Origin of the sequence: Simplicispira sp., from assembly GCF_028687295.1 — a bacterium.
In the GTDB taxonomy this organism is placed as follows: domain Bacteria; phylum Pseudomonadota; class Gammaproteobacteria; order Burkholderiales; family Burkholderiaceae_C; genus Simplicispira; species Simplicispira metamorpha.
The window spans coordinates 1-21,148 of the sequence record NZ_JAQUAL010000016.1; the positions used below are offsets into that span (position 1 = coordinate 1).

Genomic DNA, 21,148 nt, shown 5'->3' on the forward strand with positions numbered 1-21,148 from the left:
GGCTGGCAATGGCAGGCCCGGCGGCGCGAGCAGGCGCTGAGAAACGAGCTGCAATACAGCCTGCACTGGCTCGACAGCGCGCAAAAAGCGGCCCGCGTGGGCTACTTTGCCTACTACGCCCGCAGCGAAGAGTTTTTCATGTCCAGCATGGCCAGCGCCATCTTCGGCCTGCCGCCGCAAGAGCGCATGACGCTGCAACAGTGGGTGGCCATGCTGCACCCCCAAGACCGCGCCGAGGTGCTGCAAGTCCACCGGCAAGCCATGGAGCAGTGCAGCCCGCTGCACACGCAGTACCGCATCGTGCGCACCAGCGACCAGCAAGAACGCTGGGTGCAGGTGTGGGGCGAGTACGCCATGGACCCGCAGCACAACACCCTGCGCATGACCGGCACGGTGCAAGACATCACCGAGCGGCGCCAGTCCGAAGAGCAGCTCGACCGCTACCGCCACACGCTGGAAGAGCAGGTGCGCCTGGATCCCCTGACCCAGCTGGCCAACCGCCGTGCGCTGGACGAAGCGCTGCCGCTGGCCTGGGCCCAGGCCCAGCAGCGCCGCCGCCCGTTGGCCCTGTTGATGATCGACATCGACCACTTCAAAGCCTACAACGACCACTACGGCCACGTGGGCGGCGACCACTGCCTGCAACAGGTGGCCGCCGCCCTGGCCACGGCCACGCAGCGCCAGGGCGAATTGGTGGCCCGCTACGGCGGCGAGGAGTTTGCCGTGCTGCTGCCCGACGCCGACAGCGCCCAGGCCCGGGTCACTGCGCAGCGCCTGTGCGCCACCGTGCGCGCGCTGGCGCTGGAGCACCTGACCAGCCCGGTGCGCCACTGCGTCACCATCAGCGTGGGCGCCACCTGCCTGTACCCGGAAAACAGCGCCCCAGCGCAAGGCATTGCCCTGCTGTTTGAGCAGGCCGATGCCGCCTTGTACCAAGCCAAGAACACGGGCCGCGACCGCGCCGTCCTGTGGGCCGAGCAGCCGCAGGACGCCACAGCCCCTGGGCAGTAATTGGCTGCGGATTTATAGGGTTAAAACAGGCTGAAAGCCGCGCTGATAAAGCGCAAGCAGCTATCAAATCAAGCGCTTTTGCGGCGCGCTGCCAACGCCGCCTGCGCTCAGGCGCGGCCCGCGTTGCGCTGGGCCAGCACCTGCGCGATGGCGCGGTCTTTGTCTTGCCAGACGCCATCGAGCCAGTCTTGCAGCAGTGCGCGCTGTTTGGCGTTGGCCTTGAGCAGCTCGGGCGGAATGGGGCGCTCTTGCACCAGCACCACCACATCGCCCAGGCGCCCGCACAGCGCATCGACAAAAGTGGGCACCTTGTCGGGGTACACGATGGTCACATCGACCAGGCCGTGGAACAGCTCGCCCATGGTGCCCAGGGCCATCGCCATGCCGCCCGCCTTGGGTTGCAGCAGGTGCTGGTAGGGCGACTGCTGGCTGGCGTGCTTGGCGGCGGTGAAGCGTGTGCCCTCAGCAAAGCTGGTCACCGAAGTGGGCAGCAGGCGAAATTTCTCGCAGGCGGCGCGCGCATCGCGCAGGTCTTTGCGGGCGCTGCCACCGCCGCCGCCCCGGCGCATGAACGGAAAGTCCAGCGCCCACCAGGCCAGGCCCAGCACGGGCACATAAATCAGCTCTTTTTTCAGGAAGAACTTGAGCATGGGAATGCGCTGATTCAAGACGCGCTGCACCACCACAATGTCCACCCAGCTTTGGTGGTTGCAGGTGACCAGGTACCAGCCGTCGCGGCGCAGGCCCTCCAGGCCCGACACCTGCCAGCGGCCACGGTTGACGGCGCCCAGCCAGAAGCTGTTGATGGCAATCCAGCCCTCGGGAATCTTGTTGAGCACGCGGTCGGTCAGGCGGCGTACCGGCGTGAACGGCAGCAGCAGCTTGATCAGCGCGAACGGCACCATCAGGGCGCACAGGGCCAGGGTGTTGAGCACCAGCACCAGCGTGGCAAAACAGAACTTCAGTGCAGCAAGCATGGGCAGTCAGGGCGGCAAAAGGAAAGCCGCCAGGGTGGCGGCGGTATTTTTAGTGTTTTTGGCCGCTAGCGCTTTGCTGGCGGGCGCAAGCAGCTATCAATTTGCGAGTGATTTGAACACGTCGCGGGCGATGGAGATGGTCTCGGCAATGTCTTGCGGCGTGTGCGCTGCGCTGACAAAACCGGCCTCGTACAGCGCCGGGGCAATGTACACGCCGCGATCGAGCAGGCCGTGGAACAGCCGGTTGAAGCGCGCGCCGTCGCTTTGCATGACGGTGGCGTAGTTCTGCGGCAGCGTGGGCAGCAGGAAAAAGCCGAACATGCCGCCCTCGCAGTCGGCGCTGAAGGGCACGCCCTCGGCAGCGGCAGCGGCCACCAAGCCATCGACCAGCGTGCGGGTGCTGGCCGACAGCGCCTCGAAGAAACCGGGCTGGCGGATCTCGCGCAGCGTGGCCAGCCCGCAGGCCGTGGCCACGGGGTTGCCGCTCAGCGTGCCCGCCTGGTAGACGCTGCCCAGTGGCGCCATGTGCTCCATCACCGCGCGCTTGCCGCCAAAGGCCGCCAGCGGCATCCCACCGCCAATGACCTTGCCCATGACCGTGATGTCCGGCTCAAAGCCCGGAATGTCGCGCGCATACACGCTTTGCGCGCCGCCCAGCGCCACGCGAAAGCCGTTCATGACCTCATCGAACACGAACAGTGCGCCGTGCTGCGTACACAGCTCGCGGCAGCGCTTGACGAAGGGCACGCTGGCGCGCACAAAGTTCATGTTGCCCGCGATGGGCTCGATCATCACGCAGGCAATGTCGGCACCGTGCAGCGCAAAGGCTTCTTCGAGCTGCTGCACGTTGTTGTATTCCAGCACCACCGTGTGCTGCACCACTTCGGCGGGCACACCGGCGCTGGTGGCGTTGCCAAACGTGGCCAGGCCCGAGCCGGCCTTGACCAGCAGCGCGTCGGCGTGGCCGTGGTAGCAGCCCTCGAACTTGACGATCTTGTTGCGTCCGGTGGCGCCGCGCGCCAGGCGGATGGCGCTCATGCCCGCCTCGGTGCCCGAGCTGACCAGGCGCACCATTTCGATGGACGGCACCAGATCGATGATGGCCTCGGCCAGCTCGACCTCGCGCTCGGTGGGGGCCCCGAACGAGAAGCCCTCCAGCGCCGCCTTTTGCACCGCTTCGAGCACGGCGGGGTGGCCGTGGCCCAGAATCATCGGCCCCCAGGAGCCGATGTAGTCGATGAAGCGCTGGCCGTTGGCATCCCACATATAGGCACCTTGCGCGCGCTCAATGAAGCGCGGCGTGCCGCCCACGGCCTTGAAGGCGCGCACGGGCGAGTTGACGCCGCCGGGAATGACGGCCTTGGCGCGTTCGAACAGGGGGAGGTTGCGGTCAGTGCTGGGTGTCATGGGGAGGGAGGACAAAGCCGTCGATGGACGGTACATCGGTGGTGTCGCCTTCGGGCGAGGGCTCGTCCGCATCGTCGGGCGCAGCCCAGAACATGCGGTCGGGAATGAGGTGGCCCATGCCAGGGCGGAAACCATTTTCCAGGGTGTGGTCGAGGTAGCCCAGGGCCTCGGCGCAGGCCTCGCCCAGATCGCTGCCGCAGGCCAGCAGTGCGGTCAGGGCGGCTGACAGGGTCTCGCCCGCGCCGGTGAATACGCCATCGAACAGCTCGAAGCGGCCGCTGCCCAGCACGGCCTCGGGCGAGGCCAGGACGTTTTCCACAAACTGCTCAGGCAGCGGGATGCTGGTGACCAGGGTGTAGGGCGTGCCTTTTTGTGCAGCGGCGGCGGCAATGTCGCGGGCGCTGGGACTGCGCTCGTGGTTCCAGTCAGGGAGCAGCCAGCGCCACAGGGTGCTGTGGTTTCCAACCAACACAGTGGTTTGCGGCAAAAGCAGCTCTGCAAAGGCGTCAAGGTACTGGTCAATCAGATCCTCTTGCCACCACGACAGGTTAGGCATGTAGCTGATGACGGGTAGCTCGGGGTAATCGGTGGTCAGCTCGGCAATGGCACTGACGTTTTCGGGGGTGCCGACAAAGCCCACTTTGATGATTTGCACCGGCAGGTCTTCCAGCGCGGTACGGGCTTGCTCTGTAACAGCTTCGTCGTCAAAGCTGTAGTGGTCAAAGATGGCGCTGGTATCGCGCACATAAGCGCCCGTGACCACCGCGACCGGGTGTGCGCCCACAGAGGCCATGGTGGCGATGTCTGCCGTCAGGCCTCCAGCACCGCTGGGATCGCTGGCGTTGATCACCATGACGCAGGCGGGGTGCGTGGGTTGCACCGGTGGCGGTGCGTCGCTCTCTGGGTGGGAAGGTGGTGTCATGAACCCGTTTCAGCAAGGGGTGGTGTAGAAACTGCAACCCGCAGAGGTGACTAGATACAATCGTTGCATTCTACGTGAAGGCCCTTTAAGCTGTGACAGACCCTAAAACTTGGATGTGTTTGATTTGTGGATGGATTTATGACGAAGCGGCGGGCTCGCCTGAACACGGCATAGCTCCCAATACCCCTTGGGCACAGGTTCCCATGAACTGGACTTGTCCCGAGTGTGGTGCCCGCAAAGAAGACTTCGAGATGGTTCAGATTTGATGCGGCTTGGCTGCATTGCTTATTTTCCCATCGGGAGCAGTGACAATTGACTACAAATGGCGCAACTTTCAAAGTGCTCGTGGTGGATGACAGTAATACCATCCGCCGCAGCGCAGAGATTTTTCTCAAGCAGGGCGGACACGAAGTGTTATTGGCCGACGATGGTTTTGATGCCTTGGCCAAAATCAATGATTACCACCCGCAGTTGATTTTTTGCGACATTCTGATGCCCAAACTCGATGGCTACCAGACGGTGGCCATCATCAAGCGAAACGCTCGTTTCTCGCACACCCCGGTAGTTATGCTTTCGTCCAAAGACGGCGTATTTGACAAAGCGCGCGGGCGCATGGTCGGCTGCCAAGAATATCTCACCAAACCTTTCACCAAAGACCAGCTGTTGCAGGCCGTGCAGCAGTTTGGTAATCCCGATCAAGGAGCGATGTAATGCCCATCCATAAAGTACTGGTCGTTGACGATTCAAAAACCGAATTGATGTTTTTGAGCGATTTGCTGCACAAAAAAGGTATGCAGGTGCGCACCGCAGAAAATGCAGAAGAGGCTTTTCGGCGTTTGGCAGAAGAAAAGCCAGATTTGATCCTGATGGATGTGGTAATGCCAGGACAAAATGGTTTTCAATTGACCCGTGCTATTTCCCGCGATCCACAGTATGCAGATGTGCCCATCATCATGTGCACCAGCAAAAATCAGGAAACTGACCGGGTATGGGGTATGCGCCAAGGCGCACGCGGGTACATCACTAAACCTGTGGATCCGGTTGAGTTGCAAGCCAGAATTGACGCGTTGAACTGACGGTCCGGCGTCTTTTATGGCTAACAGAGAAGCCCTCAGAGATCTCCAAGCCCGACTTGCCAACCGCTTGCAGGCAGCCAAAAGCGAGGCGCTTTCTGTGTCCTCCTGGCTGGCTGTGGAGGCTGGCGCAACGTCGTATTTGTTGCCGCTGGGGCATTCCGGAGAGATATTTCCCTGGGGTGCCGTTCAACCTGTTCCGTATACCCAGAAGTGGTTTCTGGGTGTGGCCAACTTGCGCGGCGGGTTGTCTGGCGTGGTGGATCTTGCCGTGCTGCTGGGCGACTCTCCTGTGCGCACTGAGCAGAAACTTGCCGAAGCCAGCTTGCTGGCCCTCAATACGGCACTGGAAGTCAACGTCGCTTTGCTGGTCGATCGCCTGGCAGGTTTGCGCGGTGTGGATGCCTTTGTCTCATCCGAGCCGCCTGCGCCGGATGCGCCCTCTTTCTTTGGCTCGGTCTACCTGGACGCCAGCGGTGCCCGCTGGCAGGAGCTGAACCTGCAGCTTCTGGCACAACATCCCACATTTTTAAGCATCAGCGCTTGAATCTTTCTTTAAGGTTGCACATGTCCGTCGTCAAACAACTCGGAAAACTGTTCGGTCGCCAGACTGAAAAACAGGATGCGCTTGCCGATGTAGCGTTGAGCCAGGATTCATTGGCGGGCTCTACGCTCGACGGCGTTGCGCTGCGAGAGGCTTTCCATGGCGATGCCTTGAACAGTGTGCAGGGCTACCCTGGAGAAGATGGGCGTGCCCCCCAGGGGGGGGCTGGCGCAGAGTTTATCGAGCTGCCCCTGTTGGGCAAGGCCGCAGCAGCCAGTCACCAGCGGCGCTTGCTCATTTTGCTGACGATTGGTGTGGTGGTAGTGGCGTTGATCGCCGGCTGGGTGCTCAAGCAGTCTGACCGTGCGGCGCAGCAACTGGCAGCTACGGGACAGTCGCTGATGCAGTCGCAGCGCTTGGCCAAATCGGTATCGCAGGCGCTGGTGGGCAGTGCGCAGGCATTTCCTGATGTGGTTGAAAGTGCCGGGGTGCTGGCGCGCAACGTGCGAGCGCTCAATTCGGGTGATACAGAACTGGGTGTGCAGGCATTGGGCGAATCATTTCAGCCGGAGCTGGAGGCAATTGCGCCGCTGGTGGAGCGGGCTGACCGCAATGCAGCGGTTGTGATGGGGCAACAAAAAATTCTGACCCAGGTAGGCGATGCGCTGCGCACCATCAACCGCCAGTCTTCGGATTTGCTGGAAATTGCAGAAACCATTTCGTCCCTGAAGTTGCAGCAAAACGCCCCCGCTTCCGAGATTTCAGCGGCTGGCCAGCTGGTGATGCTGACGCAGCGTATCGGCAAGTCAGCCAACGAATTCCAGACCACGGAGGGTGTAAGCCCGGAAGCCGTGTTCCTGTTGGGCAAGGATTTGAACTCTTTCAAGGAAATTGCCCAGGGCCTGCTCGATGGCAGCCCCGATCTGCGCTTGGCTTCCACCAAAGACGGTCAAACGCGTGAACAGTTGCAAGCGCTGATCAAGCTCTATGAGCAAACCCGTACACAGGCCAGCGCCATTCTGGGCAACTTGCAGGGATTGGTGTCGGCCCGTGAAGCGCAGACCGCCATCATTGGCGACAGTGAACCTCTGCGCCGCCAGATGGAGGCACTCCAGACCAAGTTGTCAGCCCAGACAGGTATGGGCGCTGGGCAGCTGGCCGCGCTGGTATTGGCAGGTATGTTTGTGCTGCTGTGCGGTGTGGGCATTTCCCGGGTTCAGCTGCTTGACAGTCGCCACCGCCAGCAGGCCGCTGAACTGCAAAACAAGGATGCCCAGCGCCAAGAGCAAGAAGCCAAGCGTATCAACGATGCCAACCAGGCAGCCATTTTGCGTTTGATGAACGAGCTGCAATCGGTGGCTGAGGGCGACCTGACACAGGAAGCCACCGTGACTGAAGACATTACCGGCGCTATCGCCGACTCGGTCAACTACACGGTGGAAGAACTGCGCGTGCTGGTGGGCAGCGTGCAAAACACGGTAACCCGCGTGGCACAAACGACAGCGCAGGTCGATAGCACCTCCACCGAGCTGTTGGCCGCCTCGACAGAGCAGTTGCGCGAGATCCGTGAAACCGGCCGCTCTGTGCTGGAAATGGCCACCCGCATCAATGAGGTGTCTGTGCAGGCGCAAGAGTCCGCTACGGTGGCGCGCCAGTCGCTGCAAGCAGCCGACTCCGGCCTGAAGGCTGTGCAGGATGCCATTGGCGGCATGAACTCCATCCGTGACCAGATCCAGGACACCTCCAAGCGGATCAAGCGCCTGGGCGAGTCGTCGCAAGAGATTGGTGAAATCACCGAGCTGATTTCTGACATTACCGAGCAAACCAACGTGCTGGCCCTGAATGCTGCCATTCAGGCTGCATCCGCCGGTGAAGCTGGTCGCGGCTTCTCGGTGGTGGCCGAAGAAGTGCAGCGACTGGCCGAACGTTCTGCCGATGCGACGCGCCAGATTTCTGCGCTGGTGAAGGCCATTCAGACCGACACGCAAGATGCCGTGGCCGCTATGGAGCGCTCTACACAGGGTGTGGTGGAAGGCGCGCGCCTGTCTGACAGCGCCGGTACCGCACTCTCCGAGATTGACCAGGTGTCGCGCCGCCTAGCGGAGCTGATTGAGCAGATTTCTTCCTCCACTTCCAGCGAGGCCACGCTGGCCAACGAGGTGGCTGAGAACATCCAGCACATTTTTGCCGTGACAGAACAGACCGGTGAGGGTACCCGCACCACCGCCCAGCAGGTGCGCGAACTTTCTCATATGGCAGAGGAACTGCGCCAGTCGGTGGCCCGGTTCAAGATTGCCTGACGCTACGAACAACGAAATGGCTCTGTGCGGCCGGGGACGAATCCATGTCATCTATTGATGTCGACAACACACTGCCGACAGACGCAAGCCACGGCGAGCAGGACCTGGGGCCGTTGGCCTGGGTGCTTGATGAACTGCGCAAGTCGCTGGACGCTGCCGTCAAGTCTTTGCGCCGCTTTGTCCACGATGCCGAGGTCGCCCAGGAGTCTGATCTGGCGGCGCTGGACGCCAGCTCCCTGCGCATGGCGCGCCAGCAATTGCACCAGGCCAGCGGTGCGCTGGAGATGGTGGGTATGGCCGCACCCGCCTTGGTCTTGCGGGCCATGGAGTCCGCTGTTCAGCGGTATGTGCAGCGCCCTGAGCTGTGCACAGACGAAGCCGCCGCAGTATTGGAGCGTGCCAGTTTTGCGCTCAGTGAATATCTGGACAGCGTGCTCACCGGCAAAACGGTGTCTGCTGTAGCGCTGTTTCCGCAGTACCGCGATGTGCAGGCCCTGGCCGGTGTAGACCGCGTTCATCCGGCCGACCTGTGGCCTGCGGAGCGGCGTTTTCGTGAGCCTGCAACGGCGGTAGATACTGCTCCGGTGGCGTATGGCGTTGAGGCCCGTGCCCGGCTTGATCAGGCCGTGCTGAAGATCGTTAAAGAGGGCAGCCCGGACGCTGCCCGTGATTTGCGCAATCTTTCTCTGGGGCTGGCGGCTGCGCAGTCTGAAAAGCAGCCGCGAGCATTCTGGAAGATTTGCGCTGGATTTTTTGAGGCATTTGCGCAGGGATTGTTTGTCACGGATCTGTACGTGAAGCGAGTGGCCTCGCGTGTGCTCATGCAGTACGCCACGTTGGCCAAGGGCGACCCTGCCGTGGGCGACCGGTTGGTGCAAGACCTGCTCTTTTTCTGTGCCCAGGCGCGCCACACCGATGCTGGGCAAGCCCCAGCATTGCAGGCGGTGCGGGGCGCCTTTGCCCTGGATCGCTTTGCGCCGGTGGATTATGAGGAGCGCCGTTTTGGTCGCTTTGATCCCGTGGTTCTGGCGCAAGCCCGCAAGCGAATTGCCACCGCCACAGAAACCTGGTCAGCGTTGGCAGGGGGAGACCGCAACAAACTCAAACCTGCGGCGGATCAGTTCAGCCTGGTATGTGACTCGCTGCGCAAGCTCCATCGCAATAGTGAGAGTTTGGCGCAGGCCATGACCAGGGCGCTGGATGCCACGATCCGGTCGGCTGAGCCCCCCTCTGCGGCGCTGGCCATGGAAGTGGCGACGTCTGTGCTCTACCTGCAGGCTGCTTTTGAAGAGCTGGACACTGCTGACGAACACATGACCCACCGGGCCCATCGTCTGGCCGAGCGTCTCGACAGTGTGCGTGCGGGGGCTGAGCCTGAGCCGTTGGAGCCCTGGATGGAGGAGCTGTACCGGCGTGTCAGCGATCACCAGACCATGGGCAGTGTGGTGGATGAACTGCGCGTTACGCTGGGCGAGGCCGAGCGGTCGATGGACCAGTTCTTCCGCAAGCCAGAGGACACCAGTCCGCTGAAAGTGGTTCCCGGGCAGTTGGCGCAGATGCGGGGTGTGTTGTCTGTGCTGGGCCTGGATCAAGCATCCATGGCCGTGGTTCGCATGCGCGACACGGTGGAGCGGTTGCTGATCAACGAAGTGCAAGGGGCCGATGAGCGCAGCCAAACCTTTGAGAAACTGGGTAATAGCCTGGGAGCGCTGGGGTTTCTGATCGACATGCTCAGCTACCAGCGTACTTTGGCGCGCAAGCTGTTTGTCTATGACGAAGAGTTGGGTGAGTTGCGTTCCCTGATGGGGCGTACCCGTGCGCGTGCCACTGACGAGCCCGAAGAAGTGGAGCACGTGGCCCAGGAGCGTGCGCCAACGCCGCTGCCCGAGGTCGTGGCGCGTACACCTGCCGTGGAGCCTGTACCGGCTTTGGCGCCTGCACCAGTGCCTGTTGCACCGGCTGCATCCATTGTGCCTGCGGCATCGGTCATGCCCGCAGTGCCTGACGTGCCCGTGGCCCAGGCTTCTGCGCCGCTGGAAGTTGCTACAGGGCCAACCGATCTGCCTGTTGAGTCACTGAGTCTGGCGCAGGCCCCAATGCCCGTGCCTGCACCCGTGGCACCACCTATTCCTCAGCCGGTGTCAGTACCGCGCCTGGACGTGGATGATGAACTGCTGGAGGTATTCCTGGAGGAAGCGCGCGAGGTGGTGGTCCAGGGGCTGGGCGCAGTCCAACAACTGCACCGTGCGCCAGGCGACCTGAGTGAGCAGACCACGCTGCGGCGCGCGTTTCATACGCTCAAAGGCAGCTCCCGCATGGTGGGGTTGAACGAGTTTGGCGAGGCTGCCTGGTCGATGGAGCAACTGCTCAATGCCTGGCTGGCAGAGCAAAAGCCCATGCAGCCACCTTTGTTGCAGTTGGCGCAGGATGCCTTGCAAGGTTTTGGCCGCTGGGCGGAAGACATTGCCAGTGGTGGCGATTTTGGCGTTTGGCATGCAGAGGCCTTCCGTGCGTCTGCCGATGCCATGCGCCAGACGGGTACGGTTTTGCCATTGGTTTTGCCTGGTGTGTCGGCGCCGCACGCTATCTTGGCGCCAGCGCCAGCGCCAGCGCCAGTGGCGGTGCCAGAGGGGCCCTCGTTACCGCTGGATGCTCCCTTGTCGCTGGAGTCGCCCAGCGTGCAGCACGAGTTCGCCATCGAGCAGTTGGCAGATATGCCTGCCTTGCCCGAGGAGACGAACCAAGAGGTTGTTCCTGCGACAGCAGATGGTCATTCCGTGGGGGCCATCGAGGTGGCGGACGATGCATGGAACGTTCCGTTTGACGTCATGCCCGAGCCGGCAGCGCCAGAGGCACTGTCCACTGCGGATACGGCCTTTGTGCAAGCACCTGCTGAAGAGATTGATTTTGCCGAGTTCACTACGGCGCTGGATATGACCGAGCCGCTGCCCGAAGTGCAGCCTGTGGTGGAAGCTCCACCGTTGTTGGTGGGTTCAGAGCCTTTGCCGGTATTGCTGCCGGAAGATTTTGGTTGGGAGCCCAGCGTTGAAGCGTTTGCTGAGCCTGCCAACAGTCTGGAGTCTCCAGCGCAAGAGATTACACCTGAAGAAATTGCACCTGAGCAGGTAGTGGCAGAAGGAAACCTGCTGGAACTACCGCTTGCTTGGCCAGATGCGGTTGTGAGCGAGTTGGAGGTGGCGCCTGCGTTGCCGCCGGAAGTGGCATTTGAACCTGAAGCGTTGGCGGCACCCGAAGAACCCTTCGCTCCACAGGAAGCTGTTCCGGAGACTGCCTTTGAGACAGTCGCCGTGGCCGAGCCAGAGATGGCGCAGGAACCTGAGAAGCTGGCTGTGCCAGAGGTGTCCTTCGCAGAAGTAGTTGCTCCGGAGTCCACTTTGGCGGCAGGCGCCGTTGCAGAGCCAGAGCCAGAGCCAGAGCCAGAGCCAGAGCCAGAGCCAGAGCTTACCGTTGAGGCATCGGTGGCACCTTTGGCAGTACAGCCGGAAATGGAGCTGCAAGCGGCTGCTGAGCCACAACCGGTACCACCCGAAAACACTGCACCTGTACAGGACTCGATGCCCGCTCCGTTGGAGGATGCTGTCAAAGTCATCGGCACACTGCGTATTGGGATACCGCTCTACAACGTGTACCTCAACGAGGCGGATGAATGGTCGCGTCGGCTGGCAGTTTCGCTGCAAGAGTGGTCGCTGGAGCTGCATGAGCCACTGCCCAATACGGCGGTTGCTTTGGCGCACTCCCTGGCAGGCAGCTCTGCCACCGTGGGCTTCATGGCTTTGTCCGAGACGGCCAGGTTGCTGGAGCACGCACTCTCCCATGTGCAACTACAGTCCTGTGGGGAGCCTGCGCAGGCGCAGGTGTTTATAGATGCTGCTGAGGATATTCGCCGGCTTCTGCACCGGTTTGCCGCTGGCTTTCTTAAGCAGGCCAACGTGCAGGTGCAGGATGCGCTGCGGCAGATTCTTCAGACGGAGGTGGCCAACACATTGACCCCCCCGTTGGAGGATGCGCTGGCTGCGCTGGAAGAGTTGGCTGCGCAGGAAGAGGCTTACGAGGCCGAAATGCAAGCTGAGCGTGCACGCGCCGCCGCAGAGCTGTTGGTAGCAGAGCCAGAGCCAGAGCCAACAATAGCCGCTCTGGTTCCGGTGCCTGATATTCCAACTTCAGGGCTGGTCCCTAGCGCGGACCATACTGCGGTGAAGGCGGCGCCGCAAGATGTGGACGATGACATTGACGTTCTGGATGTCATTGATCCCGACCTATTCCCCATTTTCGAGGACGAAGCCGCAGAGTTGTTGCCCCGCCTGGGGGCTGCGCTACGCCAGTGGTCTGCACGGCCAGACAACTTGGGTGCGCGCAATGAAGTGCTGCGCTCTTTGCACACGCTCAAAGGCAGTTCCCGTCTGGCTGGTGCCATGCGTTTGGGGGAAATGGCGCACCGCCTTGAGTCTGCGATTGAGCAGCTGGACATGGAAACTGTGGGTGTTGAGCACCTGGAGCCCTTGCTCGGTCAGCTCGATGCTTTGCAGGCAAACTTTGATGCCCTGCGCTCCATCAGCGCCCAGGCGCCAGCGGAAGCCGTGGTGGTTGCACCCGTGCCAGAGCCTGCCGCCGCAGGTGGCACGGCCATGCAAGTGGCGACGCCCATCACCGGGATGCCGCGTTTGCAGGGGGCTGTGCAATTGGCGCCACTGCGCACGGCGGCACACCAATCGGTGCGTGTGCGGGCGCAGTTGCTTGACAGGCTGGTCAATCAGGCTGGCGAGGTGATGATTACGCGCTCGCGGCTGGAGGCGCGGCTGGGGCAGTTCAAGAGCTCTCTTGGCGATATGTCCGTCAACCTGGACAAGTTGCGCCAGCAGTTGCGCGATATTGAAATGCAGTCGGAGTCACAGATGCAGTCGCGTCTGGCGTTGGCCAAGGATTCGGCAGCCGGGTTTGATCCGCTGGAGTTTGACCGCTTCACCCGTGTGCAGGAATTGACCCGCATGATGGCCGAGTCGGTCAACGACGTGGCTACTGTGCAGCGCAACTTGCAGCGCGCCATGGATGGTGCCGAGGACGACTTGATTGCCCAGGGGCGCCAGGCGCGTGAATTGCAGCGTGATCTGTTGCGCACCCGCATGGTGGAGTTCGAGGGGATCGCTGAGCGTCTGTACGCTGTGGTTCGCCAGTCCTCCAAGGAGATGGGCAAACAGATCAAGCTCGATATCACCGGTGGTTCCATTGAAATGGACCGGGGTGTTCTGGATCGCATGACCCCTGCTTTTGAGCATTTGCTGCGCAACTGTGTCGCCCACGGTATTGAAAGTCCTGAAGAGCGTGCTGCCATGGGCAAGCCTCCAGTGGGCACGATTGCGGTGGCGTTGCGCCACGAGGGCAACGACGTATCGGTGGAGTTCCGTGACGATGGCGCTGGCCTGAATCTGGCCCGCATCCGCGCCAAGGCGCTGGAGCAGGGGTTGATTGCTCCCGACGCGGAGGTGGATGACGCCCAGGCAGCCAATTTGATCTTCATGCCTGGTTTCACCACCGTCACTGCGGTCACCGGCATTGCCGGGCGTGGCATTGGCATGGATGTTGTGCGCTCTGAAATCAAGGCGTTGGGCGGACGCATTGAAACCACCACGCAGGCTGGTCAGGGAACGGCATTCCGCATGGTGCTCCCCCTGACCACAGCCGTGACGCAGGTGGTGATGCTGCGCGCAGGCGATTTGTCTTTTGGCGTGCCCGCCAATTTGGTGGAGGTGGTGCGTCGCACGCCAGCGGCCGATCTGGAGCAGGCGTATCGCAGCGGCACTTTTGATGTGGCGGCAGAGAAAGTGCCGTTTTACTGGGCTGGTGGCCTTTTGCAGGCTTCGCGCCACAGCCAGGAGCCTGCGGGCAAGACGCGGCCTGTGGTGGTGTTTCGCAGTGCGTCGCAGCGGGTGGCCATGCACGTCGATGAAGTGCTGGGCAACCAGGAAGTGGTGGTGAAGAACCTGGGGCCACAGTTGGCGCGCCTGCCGGGCTTGGCGGGCATGTCGGTGCTGGCCTCTGGTGCCGTGGTGCTGATTTACAACCCGGTGGCGTTGTCCACGGTGTATGGCGATCAGGTGCGTGCTGCGGCCTTGAGCGCCCCTGCCGTGGTGCTGCCCACCGCCGCTTCTGCGGACGCCGGGCGCGTGGGGGGGGCTACACCATCCGTTTCTGCCAGCCAGGTTCCGCTGGTGCTGGTGGTGGATGACTCCATCACCGTGCGCCGCGTCACGCAGCGCCTGCTCCAGCGCGAAGGCTACCGTGTCGCGCTGGCCGCCGACGGCTTGCAGGCACTGGAGCGTTTGCAGGAAGAGCGTCCCACCGTCGTGCTGTCAGACATTGAAATGCCGCGCATGGATGGCTTTGATCTGGCGCGCAACATCCGTGGCGATGAAGCTTTGCGCGATTTGCCCATCATCATGATCACTTCGCGCATTGCGGAAAAGCACCGCGAACATGCCATGGAACTGGGTGTGAACCACTACCTGGGCAAGCCTTACTCCGATGAGGAACTGCTCAGTCTGGTGCAGCACTACGCCCGCTTGACCACTGAGGCCGTAGCAGCCTGAGCCTGGCCCCGGCTGTGGTCGGCCGGGTGCGGGCGCGCCTGCTGTGTTGTGCGCTACCGTTCAGCCTTCACCACCGCATAGCGCAGCAGCGTGCGTTGGCGAGCTTGTTCGTGGTCTACGATGGGCCGGGGGTAGTGCTCGCCCAGGGTGATGCCAGCGGCTTGCAACTCCAGCGGTCTGGCCAGCCAGGGCGCATGCAGTGCGGCGGTGGGCAGCCCGGCCAGCTGCGGCAGGTAGCGGCGAATGAACTTGCCCTCGGGATCAAACTTCTGGCTTTGCGTCACCGGGTTGAAGATACGGAAATACGGCTGCGCATCGCAGCCACTGGAGCTGGCCCATTGCCAGCCACCGTTGTTGGCAGCCAGGTCATAGTCGTTGAGCTTTTGCGCAAAGTAGCGCTCGCCCCAGCGCCAGTCCAGTCCCAGGTCTTTGGTCAAGAAGCTGGCCACCACCATGCGCAGGCGGTTGTGCATGTAACCCGTCTGGTTGATTTGCGCCATGGCCGCGTCCACCAGTGGGTAGCCGGTGCGGCCTTCGCACCAGGCGGCAAACAGGGCCTCGGCTGCTGGGCCTGACTCCCAGACGATGGCATCGTAAGCGGGCCTGAAACTGCGTTCCACCACTTGCGGGTAGTTGGCCAGCACCTGAAAATAAAAATCGCGCCAGATCAGTTCGCTCAACCAGGTGGCTGCGCCCGTGTTGCCCGCGGTGGCCAAAGCGTGCGCCGTGCGCGCCAGTGTGCGGATGGAGATGGTGCCAAAGCGCAGGTGCGTACTCAGGTAGCTGGGGCCCTTGATGGCTGGAAAGTCCCGTGCGCTGTCGTAGCGGCCAATGCGCTGCAAAAAATCATCGAACAGCTGCTGTGCGCCCCGGCTGCCGGTGGGCAGTGGCAGCGTGGCCAACCCGGCCGGGGCAAAGCCCAGCGCGGCCAGACTGGGCACGGGCGTGCAGGCCCAGTCCGGGCGGGGTGCCAGTGCGGTGGCGAAAGGCTCCGCCGGCCAGGGCGCCAGGCGCGCTGCATCCACCTTGCGCAGCCAGGCATTTTTGTACGGTGTGAACACGGTGTAAGGCCCGCCACTTTGGGTCAGCAGCTCGTTGCGTTCAAAAATGGTGTGGTCTTTGAAGGTGTGGAATGCTTTGCCTTGCAAGGCCAGCGCCGTGCGCACGCGCGCATCGCGTGCCAGTGCCTGGGGCTCGTCGTCGTGGTGGGTGAACACGGCGTGGGCGCCCAGTGCGTGGGCCAGTGCGGGCAGCTCTTCGCTGGCCACGCCGTGGCGCACGATGAGGCCCGCGCTGTCATGGCCGCTGAGTGCGCGTACATCCTGGTCCAGCGCCACCAGGCATTCGCGGATGAACTCCACCCGCCGGTCAGTGCGCTCCAGGGGATCGAGAATCTCGCGGTCAAAGACAAAAACACAATGCACTTGCGCGCATTGGCGCAGCGCGTGGTGCAGTGCGGCGTGGTCTTGGGTGCGCAGGTCGCGTCGGAACCAGACGAGGCCTACCGTGTCAGGGGCTTGCATGTTCACCGTTAAAATTGGGCCATATGTCCACCGATTTTGCGCCCATTAACCTGACGCACCATTTCCTGATCGCAATGCCGGGCATGCAAGACGACTCGTTCGCGCGCAGCGTTGTGTACCTGTGTGAACACAGCGAGCGTGGTGCCTTGGGCCTGATCATCAACAAACCCACTGACCTCAGCCTCAAAGGCCTGCTCGACAAGGTGGACTTGTCTTTGCGCCGTGACGATCTGGCCGATGCGCCTGTATTTCTGGGCGGGCCCGTTCAGACCGACCGGGGCTTTGTCTTGCACGACCCCATGCGCAGCGCCGACGCACCCGCCGACGAATCTGCCTACAGCTCCACCATGCACGTCCCCGGTGGCCTGGACATGACCACCTCCAAAGATGTGCTCGAAGCCTTGTCCACCGGCGCCGGGCCCCGGCGCGTTCTGGTCACGCTGGGCTACGCCTCGTGGGGCGAGGGCCAACTGGAGTCCGAGTTGGCAGAAAACAGCTGGCTGACGGTGGGGGCCGATGTTTCCCTGATTTTTGATACCCCGGTAGACCAACGCTACGACAGCGCCTTGGAGCTGCTGGGGTTGCAAGCTTGGCGTCTGTCGCCCCAGGCGGGGCGCGCATGACAGCGGCGTCGGCATCGCCGCCGCTGGTTCCTGCGCATTTCCATACCTTTCTGGCTTTTGATTTTGGCCTCAAGCGCACGGGCGTGGCGGTGGGTAACCGCATGCTGGGCACGGCCAGCCCGCAGGCCACCATCCGGGCTGAAGGCGATGCGCGCTTTGCCCAGGTGGCCCAGCGCATTGCCGAGTGGCAGCCCGACGCGCTGGTGATCGGCGTGCCTTACCACCCCGACGGCGCCAGCCATGAGAACACCGCGCGCGCGCTCAAGTTCGGGCGGCAGTTGCGCGGCCGTTTTGGCTTGCAGGTGTTTGAAGTCGATGAGCGCTACAGCACCACCGAGGCCATCGCTGGCGGTGCCAAAGATGCCGATGCGGCATCGGCCTGCATCATCCTGGAACAGTTTTTGAGGAGTCTTTCATGACGGCACATTCTTCCGTGGGCGCGGGCAGCCTGGTTCTGGACGCCCAGGCTCTGTACACCGAGCTGCTGCGCGGCGTGCGTGCGCTGCGCGGCCCGCAAACCCGTCTGGCAGGCATCGCCTCGGGCGGCGCTTGGCTGGCCGAGCGGCTGCAACAAGACCTGGGCCTGGACGGCGCACCCGGCGTGCTGTCATCGGTCATGCACCGCGACGACTTTGCCCAGCGCGGCCTGGCTGCCAGCGCCCAGACCAGCCTGCCCTTTGACGTGAACGGCGCTGACATCCTGGTGCTTGACGATGTGCTCTACACCGGCCGCACCGTGCGCGCCGTGCTCAACGAGCTGTATGACTACGGCCGCCCGGCGCGCGTGCGCCTGGCCGTGCTGGTGGACCGGGGCGGGCGCGAGTTGCCCATCCAGGCCGACTTTGCCGCTGCCCGTGTGGCACTGCCGGCCACGCAATCGCTGGCGCTGGCGCGAACCGACAGCGGCCATTTCCATTTCCAAGTCAAAGAGGTTTGAAGCCGTGCTGCACCAGCGCAACCCCCAACTCAACCGCCACGGCGAGCTGATCCACCTGCTGTCCATTGAGGGCCTGCCGCGCGACATCGTCACGCACATCCTCGACACCGCTGCCAATTTCGTGTCCGTCAACGACCGCGAGGTCAAGAAGGTGCCGCTGTTGCGCGGCAAAAGCGTGTTCAACCTGTTCTTCGAAAACAGCACGCGCACGCGCACCACCTTCGAGATCGCCGCCAAGCGCTTGTCCGCTGACGTGCTCAACCTCGATATCGCGCGCAGCTCGGCGGCCAAGGGCGAATCCTTGCTGGACACCATTGCCAACCTCTCGGCCATGGCGGCGGATCTGTTCGTGGTGCGCCACAGCGAGTCGGGCGCGCCCTACCTGATTGCCCAGCATGTGGCGCCGCATGTGCATGTCATCAACGCCGGCGACGGGCGCCATGCCCACCCCACGCAGGGGCTGCTGGATATGTACACCATCCGGCACTACAAAAAAGACTTCAGCAACCTCACCGTGGCCATCGTTGGCGACGTGCTGCACTCGCGCGTGGCGCGCTCGGACATCCACGGCCTGACCACGCTGGGCTGTGCTGAAGTGCGCGTGGTGGGCCCGCGCACGCTGGTGCCGTCGGACATGGCGCAGATGGGCGTGCGCGTGTGCCACACGCTTGAAGAGGGCATCAAGGACGCTGACGTGGTCATCATGCTGCGCCTGCAAAACGAGCGCATGAGCGGTGCGCTGCTGCCGTCGAGCCAGGAGTATTTCAAGAGCTTTGGCCTGACGCCCGAAAAACTGCGCCTGGCCAAGCCCGATGCCATCGTCATGCACCCCGGCCCCATTAATCGGGGCGTCGAGATCGACTCGGCAGTGGTCGATGGCCCGCAGTCGGTGATCTTGCCGCAGGTCACTTTTGGCATCGCCGTGCGCATGGCCGTGATGTCCATCGTCGCTGGCAATGAAGCCTGATTTGCTATTAAAAACATAGCTGCTTGCGCTTTCTGCATAAGCGCTAGCGGCCAATTTGGCTTAAAAAATGAAAATACTGATCCAGAACGGCCGCGTGATCGACCCGGCCAGCGGGCTTGACCAGGTGTGCGACCTGGCCCTGGCGGCGGGCCGCATCGTCGGCGTGGGGCGCGTGCCGCCTGAGTTTGCGCCCAACCGCACCCTGGATGCCAGCGGCTGCCTCGTGCTGCCGGGGCTGGTGGACCTGGCTGCGCGCCTGCGTGAGCCCGGCCACGAGCACGAGGGCATGCTCGAATCCGAAATGGCCGCCGCCGTGGCCGGGGGCGTGACCAGCCTGGTCTGCCCGCCCGACACCGACCCGGTGCTCGACGAGCCCGGCCTGGTCGAGATGCTCAAATTCCGCGCAGAAAAGCTGCACCAGGCGCGCCTGTTTCCGCTGGGCGCACTCACGCGCGGCTTGGCCGGCGAGGTGCTGACCGAGATGGCCGAGCTGACCGAGTCGGGCTGCGTCGGCTTTGGCCAGGCCGAGGTGCCGCTGGCCAGCACCCAGGTGCTGCAACGCACGCTGCAATACGCGGCCACTTTTGGCTATACCGTCTGGCTGCGCCCGCAAGAGCTGCACTTGGGCAAGGGCGTGGCTGCCAGTGGCGCGCTGGCCACGCGGCTGGGGCTGTCGGGCATTCCGGTGGCGGCAGAAACCATTGCCCTGCACACCATCTTCGAGCTGCTCAAGACCACCGGTGCGCGCGTACACCTGTGCCGCCTCAGCAGCGCCGCTGGGGTCGAACTGGTGCGCCGCGCCAAGGCCGAGGGGCTGCACGTGACCTGCGACGTGAGCATCAACTCGCTGCACCTGACGGAAAACGACATCGGCTTTTTTGACAGCCGTGCGCGCCTGTTGCCGCCGCTGCGCCAGCAGCGCGACCGCGATGCGCTGCGCGCGGCCCTGCTGGACGGCACCATCGACGCGCTGGTCTCCGACCACAACCCCGTCGATGAAGACGCCAAAACCCTGCCCTTTGCCGAGGCCGAACCCGGCGCCACCGGGCTGGAACTGCTGCTGAGCCTGGCACTGAAGTGGTCGCAGGATGGCAGCGGTGTGCCGTTGGCGCGCGCGCTGGCGGTGGTCACCAGTGCGCCCGCGCAGGTGCTGGGCAGCGCCCTGGGCACGCTGCAAGCCAGCATTGGCCAGCTGGTGGAAGGCGGCGTGGGCGATGTCTGCATCGTGAACCCGCAAGACACCTGGGTGGTGCAGGCCGCTGCCTTGTGCAGCCAGGGCAAGCACACGCCGTTCTCGGGCTACGAGCTGCCCGGGCGTGTGCGCACCACGCTGGTGGGCGGACAAATCGCTTTCGAGCGCCGCTGAACGGTGGCGCTGCGCCTGTTGGCCCGCGCACCGGGCCGTTGTGCCATGGGCCGATGCGGCCAGTGGGGGCGGTGTGCGCACCGCGCGGTGCGGTGCTGAAACCGCTGCGCGGCGCGGCGCGCCTGCTGCGCCTGTTGGGGCACATTGCTCTCGGGCTGGCCACGGTGCTGCTGCGTTTTCCGCGCCTGTCGCCGCAGCAGCAGGGCATGCGTGTGCAGGCTTGGGCCATGGCGTTGCTGGGCCATCTGGGCATTGCCTTGCAGGTGCGCGGCCCGGTGCCACGGCAAGGGCCGGTGCTGCTGGTGGCCAACCATTTGTCGTGGCTGGATATTGTGGTCATCCACGCCGCAGGCCATTGCCGGTTTGTTTCCAAATCCGACGTGCAGGGCTGGCCGCTGATTGGCGCGCTGGCCACGGCGGCGGGCACGCTCTACATCGAGCGCAGCACCCGGCGCGACGCTCTGCGCGTGGTGCACCAGATGGCCGACGCCTTGCGCGCGGGCGAGGTGCTGGCGGTGTTCCCCGAAGGCACCACGGGCGATGGGCGCACGTTGCTGCCCTTTCATGCCAATTTGTTGCAGGCGGCGGTGTCGGCCCCGGCGCCGGTGCAGCCGGTGGGGCTGCGCTTTGTCGATGCGGCCACGGGCGCCACCACCTGCGCGCCCAGCTACATCGGCGATGAGACGCTGCTGGGATCGATCTGGCGCACCGTCTGCGCACCGCCCATCGTGGCGGTGGTCAACTATGGCCCGCCCGAGCAGGCGCAGGGGCGCGACCGCCGCGCCTGGAGCGCACACCTGCAAGCGCAGGTGGACGTGCTGCGCCAGCGCTGAGCGCGCCATCTGCGCCAGGGCCGCACGGGCTCCGTGCATTGCCAGTATCGAAACGCCTGA

General features: G+C 63.4%; 17 protein-coding genes. 13 read left to right on the top strand and 4 right to left on the bottom strand.

Annotated features, from left to right (window positions below; genetic code table 11):
• Positions 1 to 1,011 (top strand): GGDEF domain-containing protein (locus PHX69_RS03445; protein WP_288042377.1); only part of this gene is annotated, 1,011 nt, incomplete at its 5' end.
• A 107-nt stretch (positions 1,012 to 1,118) separates the two neighbouring features.
• Here the strand turns inward: PHX69_RS03445 and yihG are convergent.
• The 3 genes from yihG to thiD form a co-directional block, all read right to left on the bottom strand.
• On the bottom strand, positions 1,119 to 1,988 hold the full coding sequence (yihG, locus tag PHX69_RS03450) for a 1-acylglycerol-3-phosphate O-acyltransferase, YihG family (protein WP_288042378.1): 870 nt from the start codon (positions 1,986 to 1,988) through the stop codon (positions 1,119 to 1,121).
• A 96-nt stretch (positions 1,989 to 2,084) separates the two neighbouring features.
• On the bottom strand, positions 2,085 to 3,395 hold the full coding sequence (gene hemL, locus PHX69_RS03455) for a glutamate-1-semialdehyde 2,1-aminomutase (protein ID WP_119014379.1): 1,311 nt from the start codon (positions 3,393 to 3,395) through the stop codon (positions 2,085 to 2,087).
• A complete protein-coding gene (gene thiD / locus PHX69_RS03460; protein WP_288042379.1) occupies positions 3,379 to 4,317 on the bottom strand; it encodes a bifunctional hydroxymethylpyrimidine kinase/phosphomethylpyrimidine kinase in 939 nt (312 codons plus the stop codon). Before thiD ends, hemL begins: the two co-directional genes overlap by 17 nt.
• Positions 4,318 to 4,409: 92 nt before the next feature.
• Between thiD and PHX69_RS03465 the strand changes: the two genes are divergently transcribed.
• Genes PHX69_RS03465 through PHX69_RS03490 form a run of 6 tightly spaced genes read left to right on the top strand, consistent with a single transcriptional unit; the run spans position 4,410 to position 14,839 of the window.
• Positions 4,410 to 4,583, top strand: a complete 174-nt coding sequence (locus tag PHX69_RS03465) for a rubredoxin (protein WP_119014377.1) — start codon at positions 4,410 to 4,412, stop codon at positions 4,581 to 4,583.
• 46 nt (positions 4,584 to 4,629) lie between these two features.
• Positions 4,630 to 5,028 carry a response regulator gene (locus PHX69_RS03470; RefSeq protein ID WP_119014376.1) on the top strand — a complete coding sequence of 133 codons (399 nt, stop codon included), beginning with the start codon at positions 4,630 to 4,632 and terminating at the stop codon, positions 5,026 to 5,028.
• Positions 5,028 to 5,393: a response regulator gene (locus PHX69_RS03475; RefSeq protein WP_119014375.1), complete on the top strand. Its 366-nt coding sequence runs from the start codon at positions 5,028 to 5,030 to the stop codon at positions 5,391 to 5,393. The genes PHX69_RS03470 and PHX69_RS03475 overlap by 1 nt, the downstream gene beginning before the upstream one ends.
• Before the next feature lie 16 nt (positions 5,394 to 5,409).
• Positions 5,410 to 5,937, top strand: coding sequence for a chemotaxis protein CheW (locus PHX69_RS03480; RefSeq protein ID WP_288042380.1), 528 nt, complete (start codon positions 5,410 to 5,412; stop codon positions 5,935 to 5,937).
• A 20-nt stretch (positions 5,938 to 5,957) separates the two neighbouring features.
• Positions 5,958 to 8,234, top strand: a complete 2,277-nt coding sequence (locus tag PHX69_RS03485) for a methyl-accepting chemotaxis protein (protein WP_119014373.1) — start codon at positions 5,958 to 5,960, stop codon at positions 8,232 to 8,234.
• Between the two features lie 44 nt (positions 8,235 to 8,278).
• Entirely contained in the window at positions 8,279 to 14,839 is a 6,561-nt protein-coding gene (locus PHX69_RS03490) for a hybrid sensor histidine kinase/response regulator (protein ID WP_288042381.1), read from the top strand.
• Positions 14,840 to 14,892: 53 nt separating this feature from the next.
• On the opposite strand, the gene PHX69_RS03495 is transcribed toward PHX69_RS03490, so the two are convergent.
• Positions 14,893 to 16,362 carry a cryptochrome/photolyase family protein gene (locus PHX69_RS03495; RefSeq protein ID WP_288042382.1) on the bottom strand — a complete coding sequence of 490 codons (1,470 nt, stop codon included), beginning with the start codon at positions 16,360 to 16,362 and terminating at the stop codon, positions 14,893 to 14,895.
• Between the two features lie 23 nt (positions 16,363 to 16,385).
• Here PHX69_RS03495 and PHX69_RS03500 point away from each other — a divergent pair, with 23 nt between their 5' ends.
• From PHX69_RS03500 to PHX69_RS03525, 6 genes are all read left to right on the top strand, one after another.
• Positions 16,386 to 16,985 (top strand): YqgE/AlgH family protein, encoded by a 600-nt coding sequence (locus PHX69_RS03500; RefSeq protein ID WP_119014371.1) that lies wholly within the window; start codon positions 16,386 to 16,388, stop codon positions 16,983 to 16,985.
• Positions 16,982 to 17,404 carry a Holliday junction resolvase RuvX gene (gene ruvX / locus PHX69_RS03505; protein ID WP_119014370.1) on the top strand — a complete coding sequence of 141 codons (423 nt, stop codon included), beginning with the start codon at positions 16,982 to 16,984 and terminating at the stop codon, positions 17,402 to 17,404. The genes PHX69_RS03500 and ruvX overlap by 4 nt, the downstream gene beginning before the upstream one ends.
• Complete coding sequence (pyrR, locus tag PHX69_RS03510) at positions 17,401 to 17,922, top strand: bifunctional pyr operon transcriptional regulator/uracil phosphoribosyltransferase PyrR (protein WP_288042384.1); 522 nt, start codon at positions 17,401 to 17,403, stop codon at positions 17,920 to 17,922. The genes ruvX and pyrR overlap by 4 nt, the downstream gene beginning before the upstream one ends.
• Before the next feature lie 4 nt (positions 17,923 to 17,926).
• Positions 17,927 to 18,889 (top strand): aspartate carbamoyltransferase catalytic subunit, encoded by a 963-nt coding sequence (locus tag PHX69_RS03515; protein WP_119014368.1) that lies wholly within the window; start codon positions 17,927 to 17,929, stop codon positions 18,887 to 18,889.
• A gap of 67 nt (positions 18,890 to 18,956) precedes the next feature.
• Positions 18,957 to 20,255: a dihydroorotase gene (locus tag PHX69_RS03520; protein ID WP_288042386.1), complete on the top strand. Its 1,299-nt coding sequence runs from the start codon at positions 18,957 to 18,959 to the stop codon at positions 20,253 to 20,255.
• Positions 20,256 to 20,350: 95 nt separating this feature from the next.
• Positions 20,351 to 21,088, top strand: coding sequence for a lysophospholipid acyltransferase family protein (locus PHX69_RS03525; protein WP_288042392.1), 738 nt, complete (start codon positions 20,351 to 20,353; stop codon positions 21,086 to 21,088).
• The last annotated feature ends 60 nt before the right edge of the window (positions 21,089 to 21,148 follow it).

Excerpts from the sequence above, each read along its gene's own strand:
- yihG (WP_288042378.1), bottom strand. The coding sequence starts at position 1,988 with ATGCTTGCTGCACTGAAGTTCTGTTTTGCCACGCTGGTGCTGGTGCTC.
- hemL (WP_119014379.1), bottom strand. The coding sequence starts at position 3,395 with ATGACACCCAGCACTGACCGCAACCTCCCCCTGTTCGAACGCGCCAAG.
- thiD (WP_288042379.1), bottom strand. The coding sequence starts at position 4,317 with ATGACACCACCTTCCCACCCAGAGAGCGACGCACCGCCACCGGTGCAA.
- PHX69_RS03475 (WP_119014375.1), top strand. The coding sequence starts at position 5,028 with ATGCCCATCCATAAAGTACTGGTCGTTGACGATTCAAAAACCGAATTG.
- PHX69_RS03480 (WP_288042380.1), top strand. The coding sequence starts at position 5,410 with ATGGCTAACAGAGAAGCCCTCAGAGATCTCCAAGCCCGACTTGCCAAC.
- PHX69_RS03485 (WP_119014373.1), top strand. The coding sequence starts at position 5,958 with ATGTCCGTCGTCAAACAACTCGGAAAACTGTTCGGTCGCCAGACTGAA.
- PHX69_RS03490 (WP_288042381.1), top strand. The coding sequence starts at position 8,279 with ATGTCATCTATTGATGTCGACAACACACTGCCGACAGACGCAAGCCAC.
- PHX69_RS03495 (WP_288042382.1), bottom strand. The coding sequence starts at position 16,362 with ATGCAAGCCCCTGACACGGTAGGCCTCGTCTGGTTCCGACGCGACCTG.
- PHX69_RS03500 (WP_119014371.1), top strand. The coding sequence starts at position 16,386 with ATGTCCACCGATTTTGCGCCCATTAACCTGACGCACCATTTCCTGATC.
- ruvX (WP_119014370.1), top strand. The coding sequence starts at position 16,982 with ATGACAGCGGCGTCGGCATCGCCGCCGCTGGTTCCTGCGCATTTCCAT.
- pyrR (WP_288042384.1), top strand. The coding sequence starts at position 17,401 with ATGACGGCACATTCTTCCGTGGGCGCGGGCAGCCTGGTTCTGGACGCC.
- PHX69_RS03520 (WP_288042386.1), top strand. The coding sequence starts at position 18,957 with ATGAAAATACTGATCCAGAACGGCCGCGTGATCGACCCGGCCAGCGGG.